Source organism: Klebsiella sp. I138 (assembly GCF_051131765.1).
Classification (GTDB): domain Bacteria; phylum Pseudomonadota; class Gammaproteobacteria; order Enterobacterales; family Enterobacteriaceae; genus Klebsiella.
In genome coordinates, this window is sequence record NZ_CP180447.1 from 5,052,216 (window position 1) to 5,067,192 (window position 14,977).

At 50.4% G+C, this 14,977-nt stretch carries 13 protein-coding genes and 1 tRNA gene; 8 read left to right on the top strand and 6 right to left on the bottom strand.

Features of this window, described 5'->3' with window-relative positions; all coding sequences use genetic code 11:
• Window positions 1–21 precede the first annotated feature (21 nt).
• The 4 genes from dsbC to lysS all read left to right on the top strand — a co-directional run bounded on the left by dsbC (window position 22) and on the right by lysS (window position 5,222).
• On the top strand, window positions 22–735 hold the full coding sequence (gene dsbC / locus ACMYSK_RS23700; RefSeq protein WP_434638869.1) for a bifunctional protein-disulfide isomerase/oxidoreductase DsbC: 714 nt from the start codon (window positions 22–24) through the stop codon (window positions 733–735).
• 5 nt (window positions 736–740) lie between these two features.
• Window positions 741–2,474 (top strand): single-stranded-DNA-specific exonuclease RecJ, encoded by a 1,734-nt coding sequence (gene recJ, locus ACMYSK_RS23705; protein WP_434638870.1) that lies wholly within the window; start codon window positions 741–743, stop codon window positions 2,472–2,474.
• Window positions 2,475–2,596: 122 nt separating this feature from the next.
• A protein-coding gene (gene prfB / locus ACMYSK_RS23710) for a peptide chain release factor 2 (RefSeq protein WP_434638871.1) occupies window positions 2,597–3,695 on the top strand; the annotation gives its coding sequence in 2 pieces (ribosomal slippage) (window positions 2,597–2,671 and window positions 2,673–3,695; 1,098 coding nt in all).
• Window positions 3,696–3,704: 9 nt separating this feature from the next.
• A complete protein-coding gene (gene lysS, locus ACMYSK_RS23715; protein ID WP_434638872.1) occupies window positions 3,705–5,222 on the top strand; it encodes a lysine--tRNA ligase in 1,518 nt (505 codons plus the stop codon).
• Window positions 5,223–5,342: 120 nt separating this feature from the next.
• On the opposite strand, the gene idi is transcribed toward lysS, so the two are convergent.
• Window positions 5,343–5,897, bottom strand: coding sequence for an isopentenyl-diphosphate Delta-isomerase (gene idi, locus ACMYSK_RS23720; RefSeq protein ID WP_434638873.1), 555 nt, complete (start codon window positions 5,895–5,897; stop codon window positions 5,343–5,345).
• Between the two features lie 235 nt (window positions 5,898–6,132).
• Between idi and actS the strand changes: the two genes are divergently transcribed.
• From actS to potE, 4 genes are all read left to right on the top strand, one after another.
• A complete protein-coding gene (gene actS, locus ACMYSK_RS23725) occupies window positions 6,133–6,855 on the top strand; it encodes an amidase activator ActS (RefSeq protein WP_434638875.1) in 723 nt (240 codons plus the stop codon).
• 80 nt (window positions 6,856–6,935) lie between these two features.
• A tRNA-Gly gene (locus ACMYSK_RS23730) sits at window positions 6,936–7,009 on the top strand.
• 680 nt (window positions 7,010–7,689) lie between these two features.
• A complete protein-coding gene (speF, locus tag ACMYSK_RS23735; RefSeq protein ID WP_434638877.1) occupies window positions 7,690–9,888 on the top strand; it encodes an ornithine decarboxylase SpeF in 2,199 nt (732 codons plus the stop codon).
• Complete coding sequence (gene potE, locus ACMYSK_RS23740; RefSeq protein ID WP_434638879.1) at window positions 9,885–11,201, top strand: putrescine-ornithine antiporter; 1,317 nt, start codon at window positions 9,885–9,887, stop codon at window positions 11,199–11,201. Before speF ends, potE begins: the two co-directional genes overlap by 4 nt.
• 162 nt (window positions 11,202–11,363) lie before the next feature.
• On the opposite strand, the gene ACMYSK_RS23745 is transcribed toward potE, so the two are convergent.
• From ACMYSK_RS23745 to ACMYSK_RS23765, 5 genes are all read right to left on the bottom strand, one after another.
• The gene (locus ACMYSK_RS23745) at window positions 11,364–12,299 is read right to left on the bottom strand and encodes a helix-turn-helix domain-containing protein (RefSeq protein WP_434638881.1); all 936 of its coding nucleotides are present in this window, start codon (window positions 12,297–12,299) and stop codon (window positions 11,364–11,366) included.
• A gap of 317 nt (window positions 12,300–12,616) precedes the next feature.
• Window positions 12,617–12,871, bottom strand: a complete 255-nt coding sequence (locus tag ACMYSK_RS23750) for a hypothetical protein (RefSeq protein ID WP_434638883.1) — start codon at window positions 12,869–12,871, stop codon at window positions 12,617–12,619.
• Window positions 12,872–13,076: 205 nt separating this feature from the next.
• Window positions 13,077–13,634, bottom strand: coding sequence for a hypothetical protein (locus ACMYSK_RS23755; RefSeq protein WP_434638884.1), 558 nt, complete (start codon window positions 13,632–13,634; stop codon window positions 13,077–13,079).
• A gap of 25 nt (window positions 13,635–13,659) precedes the next feature.
• Window positions 13,660–14,061 (bottom strand): winged helix-turn-helix domain-containing protein, encoded by a 402-nt coding sequence (locus ACMYSK_RS23760; RefSeq protein ID WP_434638885.1) that lies wholly within the window; start codon window positions 14,059–14,061, stop codon window positions 13,660–13,662.
• A 428-nt stretch (window positions 14,062–14,489) separates the two neighbouring features.
• On the bottom strand, window positions 14,490–14,975 hold the full coding sequence (locus ACMYSK_RS23765) for a hypothetical protein (RefSeq protein ID WP_434638886.1): 486 nt from the start codon (window positions 14,973–14,975) through the stop codon (window positions 14,490–14,492).
• Window positions 14,976–14,977 lie beyond the last annotated feature (2 nt).

Sequence of the window (14,977 nt, forward strand, 5' to 3'; positions counted from 1 at the left end):
TGCTGAATAAAAGGACTGAGTATGAAAAAAGGTTTATTAATGTTCACGCTGCTGGCGGCAACGCTGTCCGGTGCGGCCCATGCGGATAACGCGGCTATCAAACAATCGCTGGCCAAGCTGGGCGTGCAGAATTCGGATATTCAACCTTCTCCGGTTGCCGGGATGAGCACCGTACTGACCGACAGCGGCGTGCTGTATGTGACCGATGACGGTAAACACGTCATCCAGGGGCCGATGTATGATGTCAGCGGCGCCCAGCCGGTTAATGTCACCAACGCGCTGCTGGTGGGCAAGCTGAACGCGCTGGAAAAAGAGATGATTATCTATAAAGCGCCGCAGGAAAAACACGTTATCACCGTGTTCACCGACATCACTTGCGGCTACTGCCACAAGCTGCATGAAGAGATGAGCGACTACAATGCGCTGGGGATTACCGTGCGTTACCTCGCTTTCCCACGCCAGGGGCTGCAAAGCCAGGCCGAGCAAGATATGAAAGCGATTTGGTGCGCGAAAGACCGCAACAAGGCGCTGGATGACGCCATGGGCGGCAAAGGTGTCCAGCCGGCGAGCTGCCAGGTCGATATCAGCAAACACTACACGCTTGGCGTGCAGTTTGGCGTGAATGGAACGCCGGCGATGGTGCTGAGCAACGGCTACGTGCTTCCGGGTTATCAGGGGCCGAAAGAGCTGAAAGCCTTCCTTGATGAGCATCAAAAACAGACAAGCGGTAAATAATTCGCGTGAAACAACAGATACAACTACGCCGCCGTGAGGTGGTTGCAGGGGCCGAGCTCCCTGCCGACCTGCCGCCGCTGCTGCAGCGGCTGTATGCCAGCCGCGGTGTCCTTCGTGCACAGGAGCTGGAGCGCGGAGTCAAAGGCATGCTGCCGTGGACGCAGCTGAACGGCATCGAAAAAGCCGTGGACATGCTCTACGACGCATTCAGGCAAGAACGGCATATTGTAGTGGTCGGTGATTTTGACGCCGATGGCGCCACCAGTACTGCCCTGAGCGTACTGGCGCTGCGTGCGCTGGGTTACAGCAATGTCTCTTATCTGGTACCCAACCGTTTTGAAGATGGCTACGGGTTAAGCCCAGAGGTGGTCGATCAGGCTCACGCCCGCGGCGCGCAGATGATTATGACTGTCGATAATGGGATTTCATCGCATGCCGGCGTCGATCACGCGCACGCGTTGGGGATCCCGGTGGTGGTGACCGATCACCACCTGCCGGGGGACACGCTGCCGGCGGCGGAAGCGATTGTGAATCCGAATCTGCGCGACTGCGAATTCCCTTCGAAATCGCTGGCAGGCGTCGGGGTAGCGTTCTATCTGATGCTGGCGCTACGCACGTATCTGCGGGATAAAAACTGGTTTGAAGAGCGCGGCATTACGCCGCCGAATCTTGCTGAACTGCTGGATCTGGTGGCGCTGGGCACGGTGGCGGACGTCGTGCCGCTGGATGCCAATAACCGGATCCTCACCTGGCAGGGGCTGAGCCGAATCCGTGCCGGCAAGTGTCGTCCGGGTATCAAAGCGCTGCTGGAGATTGCCAACCGCGACCCGCAAAAGCTGGCGGCCAGCGACCTGGGCTTTGCTCTGGGACCAAGACTAAATGCGGCAGGTCGTCTGGATGACATGTCGGTCGGCGTGGCGCTACTGCTGAGCGATAACGTTGGCGACGCGCGGATGTTGGCCAATGAGCTGGATGCGCTGAATCAGACGCGCAAAGAGATCGAGCAAGGAATGCAGGCTGAAGCGCTTACGCTGTGTCAGAAGCTTGAAAACAGCGGCGACACGCTGCCCGGTGGGCTGGCGATGTATCATCCCCAGTGGCATCAGGGGGTGGTCGGGATCCTGGCTTCGCGGATTAAAGAGCGTTTCCATCGCCCGGTTATTGCCTTCGCCCCAACCGGTGACGGGCTGTTAAAAGGCTCCGGGCGTTCTATTCAAGGGCTGCACATGCGCGATGCTCTTGAGCGTCTTGATACGCTGTATCCGGGGCTCATTCTGAAGTTCGGCGGCCATGCTATGGCCGCGGGTCTGTCGCTGGAAGAGGCGCGCTTCGAGGAGTTCCAGCAGCGCTTTGGCGAACTGGTCACCGAGTGGCTGGATCCGGCGCTGTTGCAGGGGGAAGTGCTATCGGATGGCCCGCTGGACGCGGCTGAAATGAGCATGGAAGTTGCCTATCTGCTCCGTGAAGCTGGGCCCTGGGGCCAGATGTTCCCGGAGCCGTTGTTTGATGGCCGCTTCCGCCTGCTACAGCAGCGGCTGGTGGGGGAACGACATCTTAAAGTGATGGTTGAACCGGTCGGCGGCGGCCCGCTGCTGGACGGTATTGCCTTCAACGTTGATACGTCGATTTGGCCGGATAACGGCGTGCGCGAAGTGACCCTGGCGTATAAGCTCGATATTAATGAGTTCCGTGGCAACCGCAGCCTGCAGCTTATCATCGACCATCTCTGGCCGGTCTGACGAAAAAGTCGCCAATAAACAGGCTGACTGAAAGCCGAAGTGTATATAAAAGAGAGCGGGGATCCGGTACAATTCCGCTCTTATCACCGCATTTTGACGAATCCATTAAAAGAAAATCGATCATGTTTGAAACAAATCCGGTAAAAAACCGCATTCAGGACCTCACGGAGCGCTCTGACGTTCTTAGGGGGTATCTTTGACTACGATGCTAAGAAAGAGCGTCTGGAAGAAGTAAACGCCGAGCTTGAACAGCCGGACGTGTGGAACGAACCCGAGCGCGCACAGGCGCTGGGTAAAGAGCGTTCTTCACTGGAAGCTATCGTCGACACGCTGGATCAGATGTCCCAGGGGCTGGAAGATGTTTCCGGGCTGCTGGAGCTGGCTGTTGAAGCCGAAGACGAAGAGACCTTCAACGAAGCCGTTGCCGAACTTGACGTACTGGAAGAGAAGCTCGCACAGCTTGAGTTCCGCCGTATGTTCTCCGGTGAATACGACAGCGCTGATTGCTATCTCGATATTCAGGCCGGTTCCGGCGGTACGGAAGCGCAGGACTGGGCCAGCATGCTGACGCGTATGTATCTGCGCTGGGCTGAAGCGCGCGGCTTTAAGACTGAGATTATTGAAGAGTCTGAAGGCGAGGTTGCGGGTATCAAATCCGTGACGATCAAAATTATCGGCGATTACGCCTACGGCTGGCTGCGTACCGAAACCGGCGTCCATCGTCTGGTGCGAAAGAGCCCGTTCGATTCCGGCGGCCGTCGTCATACCTCCTTTAGCTCCGCGTTCGTGTACCCGGAAGTTGACGACGATATCGATATCGAGATCAACCCGGCTGACCTGCGTATTGACGTTTACCGCGCTTCCGGTGCGGGTGGCCAGCACGTTAACCGTACGGAATCCGCGGTGCGTATTACTCACATCCCGACCGGGTTAGTGACGCAGTGCCAGAATGACCGTTCGCAGCACAAGAACAAAGACCAGGCCATGAAGCAGATGAAAGCCAAGCTTTATGAACTGGAAATGCAGAAGAAAAATGCCGAGAAGCAGGCGATGGAAGATACGAAATCCGACATCGGCTGGGGCAGCCAGATCCGTTCTTACGTGCTGGATGATTCCCGCATTAAAGATCTGCGCACCGGGGTGGAAACCCGTAATACTCAGGCCGTGCTTGACGGCAGCCTGGATCAATTTATCGAAGCAAGTTTGAAAGCAGGGTTATGAGGAACCAACATGTCTGAACAACAAGCACAGGGCGCTGACGCGGCAATTGACCTTAATAATGAACTGAAAAGCCGTCGTGAAAAGCTGGCTGCGCTGCGTGAGCAGGGTATTCCGTTCCCGAACGATTTCCGTCGTGACCATACCTCTGACCAACTGCACGCTGACTTCGATGCCAAAGAAAACGAAGAGCTGGAAGCACTGAACGTTGAAGTCTCCGTTGCTGGCCGCATGATGACCCGTCGTATTATGGGTAAAGCCTCTTTCGTCACTCTGCAGGACGTGGGCGGTCGTATTCAGCTGTACGTTGCGCGTGACGATCTGCCGGAAGGCGTCTACAACGAGCAGTTCAAAAAATGGGACCTCGGCGATATCATCGCAGCGCGCGGTAAGCTGTTTAAAACCAAGACCGGTGAGCTTTCTATTCACTGCACCGAACTGCGCCTGCTGACTAAAGCCCTGCGCCCGCTGCCGGACAAATTCCACGGTCTGCAGGATCAGGAAGCCCGCTATCGCCAGCGTTACCTGGATCTGATCTCCAACGATGAATCCCGCAAGACTTTTAAAGTTCGCTCCCAGATTCTGGCCGGTATCCGCCAGTTCATGGTTGGCCGCGGCTTTATGGAAGTCGAAACCCCGATGATGCAGGTGATCCCTGGCGGTGCGTCTGCCCGTCCGTTCATCACCCATCACAACGCGCTGGATATGGACATGTACCTGCGTATCGCGCCGGAACTGTACCTGAAACGTCTGGTCGTTGGCGGCTTCGAGCGCGTGTTCGAAATCAACCGTAACTTCCGTAACGAAGGGATCTCCGTTCGCCACAACCCAGAGTTCACCATGATGGAACTCTACATGGCCTACGCGGACTATAAAGATCTGATCGAGCTGACCGAATCCCTGTTCCGCACTCTGGCGCAGGATATTCTGGGTAACACCGCTGTGCCTTATGGCGATCAGACCTTCGACTTCGGCAAGCCGTTTGAAAAGCTGACCATGCGCGAAGCTATCAAGAAATACCGTCCGGAAACCGAGATGGCCGATCTGGATAACTTCGATTCCGCGAAAGCGATTGCAGAGTCTATCGGCGTTCACGTTGAGAAGAGCTGGGGTCTGGGCCGTATCGTGACGGAGATCTTTGAAGAAGTGGCGGAAGCGCACCTGATTCAACCGACCTTTATCACCGAATACCCGGCGGAAGTTTCTCCGCTGGCTCGTCGTAATGACGAGAACCCGGAAATCACCGACCGCTTTGAATTCTTCATCGGTGGCCGTGAAATCGGTAACGGCTTCAGCGAGCTGAACGATGCAGAAGACCAGGCGCAGCGCTTCCAGGACCAGGTGAATGCGAAAGCCGCTGGTGACGACGAAGCGATGTTCTATGACGAAGACTACGTGACCGCGCTGGAACATGGCCTGCCGCCGACCGCAGGTCTGGGCATCGGTATTGACCGCATGGTGATGCTGTTTACCAACAGCCACACCATCCGCGACGTCATTCTGTTCCCGGCAATGCGTCCGGTTAAATAAGACCGAGCGTAAAAAGCATAACCCCGGCTACAGGCCGGGGTTTTTTTTGTCTTTCAGCCGCGCAACGCACGTCGCGGTAGTCCGCGGACAGGGGGCGAAAAGCCGTTGCCAGCAAGAGCGCTAGTAGCGCAGCCGGGCAACATAGTTTCTTAGCGTCCGCCGGGCACTGTCGTCAGCCGCTTCGAGCACCATCCACGGGCTGAAGGCCCACGGCGTGGCCGTCAACCCCTGCAGCAAATCGTCCAGCTCACACCATTGATAGTCCATGACCTCATCGCTATTGGCCTGCACCGGGCTGGTGGTGTGTGCAGCGTAAACCGGGCAGACTTCGTTTTCGACAATTCCGTTAGGGGCCACCGCCCGATAACGAAATGCCGGATGAACGGGCGCAATGTTGGCAATACTGACGCCCAGCTCAAAGCGGCTGCGCCGCGTCACGGCCTGTTCAAACGTTTCTCCCGTCTGAGGATGCCCGCAGACTGAATTGGTCCAGACGCCGGGCCAGGCTTTTTTGCCCAGTGAACGACGCGTCACCAGCAGCTGACCTTGATCGTTAAATAACCAGCAGGAAAAGGCGAGGTGTAAAGGGGTATTGAGGGTATGGGCGGCATATTTTTCCAGCCTGCCAACAGGCTGATCTTGCTCATCGAGCAAAATGACATGTTCCCCGATCATGACAACTCCTGATAATAAAAATGACCCGGCATAAACTCGCCTGGTCATGCATTCGCCACTAGGGTAGCCGATAACGGAGTGAAAGGCATTATCAAAACAGGCTTCGGGTACCGCCGGCGGCCAGGGAAATCCGAATAAGACAACGCAAGCGTAGCGATTGGGGATCTGCCTGCGGGCTGGTATGATAGTCATCCATTGTGACGAGATGAGAGCTGTGTTGAGTGCAGGACGCCTGATGAGAAAACGCTTTTTTATCATGATGATGTTGGTCAGCAGCCTGGTGATTGCAGGGTGTTCCAGTTCATCGGATTCCGGTTCCGTCTACACCGTTAAACGCGGTGATACGCTGTACCGTATTTCCCGGACGACCGGTACCAGCATTAAAGATCTGGCCCGACTGAACAATATCTCCCCACCTTATACCATTGAGGTTGGACAGCGTCTGAAGCTGAATCCGGCCTCTGGCTCCACAAAGAGCGGTTCATCCGGGAAGAGTAGCGCCGGTACGCGCACCGCGGCTAACAAGCCGGCTGCGACCTTGCCGCCTGTCTCCTGGCCACCGGTGGGGCAACGCTGCTGGCGTTGGCCGACCAGCGGCAAGGTTATCCTGCCTTATTCATCAAATGATGGTGGTAATAAGGGGATTGATATTGCCGGCACGCGCGGGCAGCCCGTTTATGCCGCAGGGGCGGGGAAAGTGGTGTACGTCGGTAATCAGCTGCGTGGTTACGGTAATCTGATCATGATTAAACACGGTGAGGACTACATCAGCGCCTATGCTCATAACGACAAAATGATGGTCAATAACGGTCAGAACGTGAAGATTGGTCAGCAGATAGCCACGATGGGGAATACTGACGCCGACTCCGTGCGATTGCATTTCCAGATTCGCTATCGGGCAACGGCTATCGACCCACAGCGCTATTTACCGCCTCAGGGCAGTAAACCTAAGTGCTAAATGGTTATTTTATCGGCAGTTAGCGTCATTCAGTCTTGTAAGACGGTGCGTAAGGTCTATAATGACCCTCGCACCCTAAAGCGGGCGTAGTTCAATGGTAGAACGAGAGCTTCCCAAGCTCTATACGAGGGTTCGATTCCCTTCGCCCGCTCCAGTCTCTATTCTTCTTTAGTTCGTCAGACCCAACGTTCCCTTGATACATCAACAGCTATAGTACCTGTGGCTGGCAACGCACCTTCTCTTGCACGATATATTCAGTCAGCCTGTTAGGATACTGCTCTGGGCATTGCATAAATGGCTAAATACTCCCTGCTCAATATCAGTAGAGTGCCTCCCGTCAATCCAGACCGATATAACCCGTCTGGCTACATGCCTTGTTGACTATGTTATTTATTTTAAGCCCGCAGTTGCGGGCTTTTTTTATTGCGGTTACGAATATTGTCTCGTCACGAGGGGGACATCAACACTCATTTACGGCGGCTTTGAATGGTGTTTTTTTTTGCCGCGCGAGTATGACGATATACAAGTCGTCTACTCAGAGTTTGACTTGCTATTCAATCGGAGAACGACGGCCCTCCGCAGAGTAATAAAGAAGAGCCCCGATGACGATTGCATAATTAGCTAAAAATCGATGATTTCCCTCATGCTCTAATGCCACGGCAACCTAGCAAAGATTGGTCTAACCTGTGATCCATTACTTCTGAAAAGAGCAACGCTTACATGTATTGTCTTTTCTTTCTCATTACACTTTCATAATGGATAAGCAAAGTGGATACATCGTGTAGCTGAGTTATTTCTGCGGTAGGGATTGCCTGGAATTAAGTGGAATGGAATATGTTAGAATTGAAAATTGCCGTAGGTCGTAGTTGTCATGGTTATTTTTATACTCATCGCGCATGTGTGAGTGTAGATGAAAGTAATTGTGTGGATGTGGCTGCCGTTGTATTATCAGTCGGTGATGTTGAGCGTGGGAAGCTTGACGAAATAAAGGCTACGGCTTATGGCATTCCTGTGTTTATTGCGACGGAAAAGAAAGAGCGGGTGCCAACAGAATACCTTGCGCACATATCTGGTGTCTTCGAACATGACGAGGCACGCCGGAAATTTTATGGTCGCCAGTTAGAAACGGCCGCCAGACATTATGAAACTCAGCTACGCCCTCCCTTCTTTCGCGCACTGATTGATTATGTGAGCCAGGGTAACAGCGCCTTTGATTGCCCCGGACACCAGGGCGGGGAGTTTTTCCGTCGCCATCCGGCAGGCAATCAGTTCGTGGAATATTTTGGTGAACAGCTTTTCCGTTCTGACCTGTGTAATGCTGACGTGGCAATGGGGGATTTACTGATCCACGAAGGTGCGCCATGTCTCGCTCAGCAGCATGCGGCCAAAGTATTTAATGCAGATAAAACGTACTTTGTACTGAACGGGACATCATCGTCGAACAAGGTGGTGCTGAATGCACTTCTGACCCCGGGCGATCTGGTGTTATTCGACCGTAATAACCATAAATCGGTCCACCATGGCGCGTTATTACAGGCTGGCGCAACGCCGGTGTATCTTGAAACGGCGCGTAACCCGTACGGCTTTATCGGTGGGATCAATGCCCACTGTTTCGATGAGAACTACCTGCGTGAAAGGGTCAGCGAAGTAGCGCCTCAGCGGGCCATGGATGCGCGTCCATTCCGCTTGGCTGTTATCCAGTTAGGTACCTACGACGGTACAGTTTATAACGCCCGTCAGGTGGTGGATAAGATTGGTCATCTTTGCGACTACATCCTTTTTGATTCTGCCTGGGTAGGCTATGAGCAGTTTATCCCAATGATGTCGGATTGTTCTCCGCTCCTGCTGGAACTCAATGAAAACGATCCGGGAATTCTGGTGACTCAGTCGGTTCACAAGCAGCAGGCCGGTTTCTCTCAGACGTCGCAAATTCACAAAAAAGACCGCCATATTAAAGGCCAGGCACGCTATGTCCCGCATAAGCGCCTGAATAATGCCTTTATGATGCATGCCTCGACCAGCCCTTTCTATCCACTTTTTGCGGCACTGGATGTGAACGCTAAAATGCATGAAGGTGCTGGCGGTCGTAAGATGTGGATGGAGTGCGTTGCAAACGGCATTGATGCCCGTAAGCTGATTCTCAATAACTGCCATCACATTCGTCCGTTTGTTCCAGAATTGGTTGATGGTAAGCCGTGGCAGTCTTATCCAACCGCAGACATCGCCAACGATCGGCGTTTCTTCCACTTCGTCCCCGGTGAGCACTGGCATGCGTTCGAAGGTTACGCGGAGAATCAGTACTTCGTTGACCCCTGCAAACTTCTCCTGACCACGCCAGGTATTAACGCCCGTACCGGTGAATACGACGCCTTCGGTGTACCAGCGACCATTCTTGCCAATTTCCTGCGTGAAAACGGGGTGATACCGGAAAAATGCGATCTCAACTCGATTCTCTTCCTGCTGACCCCGGCAGAAAACATGGCAAAACTCCAACAGCTTGTTTCCCTGCTAGTGCGCTTTGAGCAACTGCTGGAGTGTGATGCGCCGCTGGCTGACGTGCTGCCGTCTATTTATAAGCAGCATGAGGCACGCTATGCAGGTTACACCCTGCGCCAGTTGTGTCAGGAGATGCACGATCTGTATGCGCGCCACAACGTGAAGCAGTTGCAGAAAGACATGTTCCGCAAGTCGCATTTCCCTTACGTCAGAATGAACCCACAGGAGGCCCATTATGCCTACCTGCGCGGTGAAGTTGAGCTGGTGCCGCTGGCGGAGGCGGAAGGGCGTATTGCCGCTGAGGGCGGTCTCCCTTATCCACCAGGTGTACTCTGTGTCGTTCCTGGTGAAGTCTGGGGTGGGGCGGTGTTGCAGTACTTCCAGGCACTTGAAGAAGGGATCAACCTGCTACCCGGTTTTGCGCCAGAATTGCAGGGGGTGTATATCCAGGAGCGTGATGGTCGCAAGCAGGTATGGTGCTACGTGATTAAATCGCGTGAAACACAGAGCAGCCTGTTAAAAGGAGAAGTGGGATGAGTCAAACTAAACCCAATAAAATGGGCGTTGTGCAGCTCACTATCCTGACCATGGTTAATATGATGGGGTCCGGGATTATCATGTTGCCAACAAAACTGGCGGAAGTCGGTACCATTTCGATTATTTCGTGGCTGGTCACCGCCGTTGGCTCCATGGCCCTGGCCTGGGCGTTCGCTAAGTGTGGGATGTTCAGTCGCAAATCAGGTGGGATGGGCGGTTACGCTGAATACGCTTTTGGCAAATCCGGCAATTTTATGGCGAACTACACCTATGGCGTGTCGCTGCTGATTGCCAATGTCGCCATCGCAATTTCCGCGGTGGGCTACGGTACAGAGCTGTTCGGCGTCACCCTCTCTCCGGTACAAATCGGGCTGGCCACCATTGGCGTACTGTGGATCTGTACGGTGGCCAACTTCGGTGGCGCGCGTATTACCGGACAAATCAGCAGTATTACGGTGTGGGGCGTGATTATTCCCGTGGTCGGTCTGGGTATTATTGGGTGGTTCTGGTTCAGCCCGTCGCTCTATGCTGCCTCATGGAACCCGCATAACTTTCCGTTCTTCAGTGCAGTTGGCTCTTCCATTGCCATGACGCTATGGGCTTTTCTTGGCCTTGAATCTGCCTGCGCAAATACTGAAGTCGTGGAAAATCCGGAACGTAATGTCCCAATTGCTGTTCTGGGGGGAACGTTAGGGGCTGCGGTGATTTATATTGTCTCTACCAACGTCATTGCCGGGATTGTACCGAACCTGGAACTGGCAAATTCAACTGCACCTTTCGGACTGGCTTTCGCACAAATATTCACCCCCGAAGTCGGTAAGGTGATTATGGCGCTGATGGTGATGTCCTGCTGTGGTTCACTACTTGGCTGGCAGTTTACTATCGCTCAGGTCTTTAAATCGTCTGCCGATGAAGGTTACTTTCCTAAGGTCTTCTCACACGTGACCAGGGTAGAGGCACCAGTACAGGGGATGCTGACCATTGTGATTATCCAGACGGGACTGGCATTGATGACCATCAGTCCATCGCTGAACAGCCAGTTTAACATCCTGGTTAATCTGGCGGTGGTGACCAATATCATCCCGTATATATTGTCGATGGCCGCTCTGGTGATTATTCAGAAAGTGGCGAACGTTCCACCGTCAGAGGCCAAAATAGCCAACGTGGTTGCCTTCATTGGCGCTATATACAGTTTCTATGCGCTTTTCTCTTCTGGTGAAGAAGCCATGCTGTATGGTTCTATTGTGACTTTCTTTGGCTGGACGTTATATGGGCTGATATCTCCGCGGTTTGAATCGGAAAAAAATCACTAATATCAGTTGGCGCAAGCTTTAAGCTATACATAGCGCCCGATAATCTTGTTACCTTGGCAAAACAGGCACATATATAACTATATGTGCCTGTAGATATATGCCTGTAGAGGGTACGGCCAGGATCTTACGATATTACTCCGCAACATATATGATATTGGCCCTCTAAGTGTGTTCATCTTCTTGTCGTTTTTTCTGAGGGCTTATATATTCACTCGCCGCTACTGGCTCATCCACGCATGCGGTTTTATTACGAACCGGAATATACAAATCCACATCAACCCAGTCCGACTTCTCGCCAAGGCGCGTACCAGCAGCCCGGAAATGTTCAAGGTCGCAACCCTGCGTTCGTACGAGTCCTGCGGCAGGTAATGCTTCCAGATAGAACCGGCGGGGTAGATTGACATACTCAGCCCAGGGCCCTTCATAGTGAAACATGGCATACATTCCGCCAGGCAAGGAAAACGAACCTATTGTCGGCATCTTAGCGCCGGAGATTAAGGTGCCTATATGACTTTCGACGGCTATCGCATTGATATTTCGGCTGGAGTTCTGAAAACGGTTCATACAGTAAATGTCTTTTTTCCAGCGGGCTAACTGTTTCGTCAGCTGCGTGCGACGATAGGTGATTTCATCTTTTGGCGGTGTTTCCCCAACTGTTGTGTGATAGGAAAATACACTCCCGCTGAAATGCATTTCTGTCAGCATGATCAGATGGCAGTCTGGCAGGTCTGTCTGTCGGGTTAACCAGTTCGTACAGATAGACTCAAGATCCCAGTCATCTCGCTTACGGTATTCTCTTGGCGTACAGCCAAAGCGTTTTTTAAATTCCCGGCTAAAAGTCTGCTGTGAGTCAAAATGCAGTCGTAGTGCGATATCGCCGATGGTCATGGATGTCAGTCTGACCAGCATCGCGGCCCGGCATAATCGTCGTTGCCGGATGTAGGATCCTAATGGTATCCCCACCATATTTCTCACCAGCAATAGAATATTACGTCGGCTGTAGCCGGATTTACGCGCAATATCGTCGATTAAAAGTGGTTTTTCGAGGTTCAGTTCGATCCATTCCAGTATATCCTTCACAGTTTGCTGTCTAACCATACCATTTACCTGTATGTAATAGAGATGATCACCACTCAGCAGATTCCTTTGTCTTTAAACGATGCTTTATAATAAATTCCCGACCCGGAATGTGGGACCAGAAACGGCCATGAATAAGTTCTTCTCTGCCGCTAGTTCGCTGCGCGATTCTTGGTGTTTTGCGAGAGAAGAGTAAGATGTTGGTGCTGTATTTTAACAGTGGTGAATATCATTTTACGATATTTTTTATATTTGGTTGACCTTGCTGGAAGTAAAGGGATGTAAACATTGCCTGGCTTTTTTTAGTTTTTCTAAATCCCTGGGCTATCCCTGTTAAATTACCGCTGGATAAATTTAGATACTTCATGAAGATATGTTGAAATATCTACTAGAAATAACGCTGAGGACCTGTCTGTTTTTGCTAAGCGTTGTGCATGAATTCTGGATTTTAACTCAAGCATCGCTATCCCGTCACAATAATTAATGATGGCATTTTCAAGTAACTGTAGACGTTTGACATTTGAGTAAAATAACATATCAATATCATTGCCTTGTCTTTTTTCAGCTACAGCGTCATTTTCTTTCTTCTCCATCGTGTACTCCACTATGTTATCGCCAACTCCGCCGTTACGGATCAACATGTACTTATGTTCGACTGCTTGTTATACCGAGTAATAAGGTAATATTTATCACTCGGTTAGCTGGTTGTTGGTCATGTCCTGATTGCCAGTTATATATTTGTTAAAGTAAGCGCAGTCTGTCTATTGTATTTGCGTGTTTGCATGAGTGATTTTTCAATCACGAACCATGCATACGATACAACAAATAGCTATTCAAAACATTTCTTGGGGTATGTATATCAAACCCACATTTATCCAGAATGCGTTTTCTTTTTTGGTAGATGTTTTTTATACTTATACCTCTAAAATTTGAAACGAAGCATGGAGTGTTTTCTTTAATTAAATCATCAAGTAAAATAGATTCCTGCAAGGTTAAGAATACTTTTTTGGGCCGTATTTTTTTATGTAATATAAGGTCGAGGCAGGTACTGGTGATTTTTTTTGAGATATAACGGTCCTCTCTCTCATACCATTCATGCAACCCACCAGGGCTATATCGATCAAAAGTAATAAACTTATGTTCAAACAGTTCGCTGATTTTAAATATGGCATCATAATTTTCAAGCAGAATACTTTCGGCATCAATAAGTAAAATGTCGTTGTCATAGCTACAATTTAAATTTGCATTGACATTCTGATCCAGAGAGTGAAAGTTTACTTCCTGCTTTTCACACAGTGTTTTTACGCCAAGTGAGAAGTATAGGTCCTCACTGTAAAGATACAGAGAAACTGGCAAGGTATGCTCCCGATGAATGTTGAAACTAATACCTGCGAACAGGTTTATGATTTTTAGAGTACATTGGGAATACTAATCCGCTGTCTAAAGTATAGCCCCGGCCAGGGAGCCTGAAGATTACAGGTTCTTCTATCCCAGCTTTAACAATGATGTTTTTCAGGGCTTTAATTACCTGTCCTAATCTTTGAGTCGATGAACTTAATGAATTTTCTTCCCACACGTTCAACATTAGTGATTCATCACTGACGACCGCGCCGTGAGCATTTTCTAATAAGTAGATAAGAAGATTTTCCATTGTTCTTCTCACCCTTATTTCACCCCGCAGTCCGGCAATATAGCCACTTCCAGCATGATATGTGACCTGCGAATCTTTCCCGAAGGAACAGCAGTACAAATTGAAAACAAAATCCTTCTCAGCTACAAACATCCAGGCCCCCGCTACAGAAATGAAAATTCACCCTTCAATATTTATATCTTTTGTTAACGATTTCACCTCCTAACTTGAACAGTTTGTAAAACCGCCTGGTCGGATAAAATTTTATATTTGATGAATCTATCCTGTCTTGACACATAAAAATTAAATAAAAATTTGAGTAACTTCAAATGAGTAAAGCTTTAATAGTTTTATTTTATCTTACAAGATTGTAAGATATTTTAAGTCAATGGGTTATGTTGACTCTATTTGTTTATCTTAGATTTTCTTATGAGGTTTTATGACGGTCAGTCGCTATAATCGATATGTCTTATTTGTATCGTGTTGATAGCCCCGTGTTCAGGCAAGAGTATTGCCTTTGTTCAGGTGGACAGAGTTGGTCTGCCACTACTTGCCATCACTGAGTGCTTTCATTTTTTCGGTTACGGTTGATTTTTATCTCTTTTTCCGCAATAGAAAATTGGGATGTCATGCATATATATTACGGGAACGCCATGGATATCTCTTTCTATCTTTAAGGTTAGCGCTTTCCCTTTTTCGCGGAAAAAAGAAAGGTAGTGATGGTCTACGTTGCTGTCTCTGCTGTTATCTCTGCTAAGATATTCGACGTTAGTACTTTGCAGACTGTAAACGGAACGTTCTTTGTGATAAGAGTAGTGTATTAAGCGACTGACCTGATGTGATTCACCGTCTTCGGTTGCAATACCATTTATATTCAGCTCGCCATCTTTTTCACCGAAAATAAAACTATAGGTGGCGTCAAGCGTAAACCCACTGTGGAGTAAGGTATGGCGACTTTGGCATGAAAGGATCTGCGCCTGGTTGGCGCTGTGGTAGAAAAACAATACCGTGCCAGATGTTATAACAAATAGCGCGATAGTGATTAAAATATAATTTTTTTTATTCATTC

Excerpts from the sequence above, each read along its gene's own strand:
- dsbC (WP_434638869.1), top strand. The coding sequence starts at position 22 with ATGAAAAAAGGTTTATTAATGTTCACGCTGCTGGCGGCAACGCTGTCC.
- lysS (WP_434638872.1), top strand. The coding sequence starts at position 3,705 with ATGTCTGAACAACAAGCACAGGGCGCTGACGCGGCAATTGACCTTAAT.
- idi (WP_434638873.1), bottom strand. The coding sequence starts at position 5,897 with ATGATCGGGGAACATGTCATTTTGCTCGATGAGCAAGATCAGCCTGTT.
- actS (WP_434638875.1), top strand. The coding sequence starts at position 6,133 with ATGAGAAAACGCTTTTTTATCATGATGATGTTGGTCAGCAGCCTGGTG.
- speF (WP_434638877.1), top strand. The coding sequence starts at position 7,690 with ATGTTAGAATTGAAAATTGCCGTAGGTCGTAGTTGTCATGGTTATTTT.
- potE (WP_434638879.1), top strand. The coding sequence starts at position 9,885 with ATGAGTCAAACTAAACCCAATAAAATGGGCGTTGTGCAGCTCACTATC.
- ACMYSK_RS23745 (WP_434638881.1), bottom strand. The coding sequence starts at position 12,299 with ATGGTTAGACAGCAAACTGTGAAGGATATACTGGAATGGATCGAACTG.
- ACMYSK_RS23750 (WP_434638883.1), bottom strand. The coding sequence starts at position 12,871 with ATGGAGAAGAAAGAAAATGACGCTGTAGCTGAAAAAAGACAAGGCAAT.
- ACMYSK_RS23760 (WP_434638885.1), bottom strand. The coding sequence starts at position 14,061 with ATGTTTGTAGCTGAGAAGGATTTTGTTTTCAATTTGTACTGCTGTTCC.
- ACMYSK_RS23765 (WP_434638886.1), bottom strand. The coding sequence starts at position 14,975 with ATGAATAAAAAAAATTATATTTTAATCACTATCGCGCTATTTGTTATA.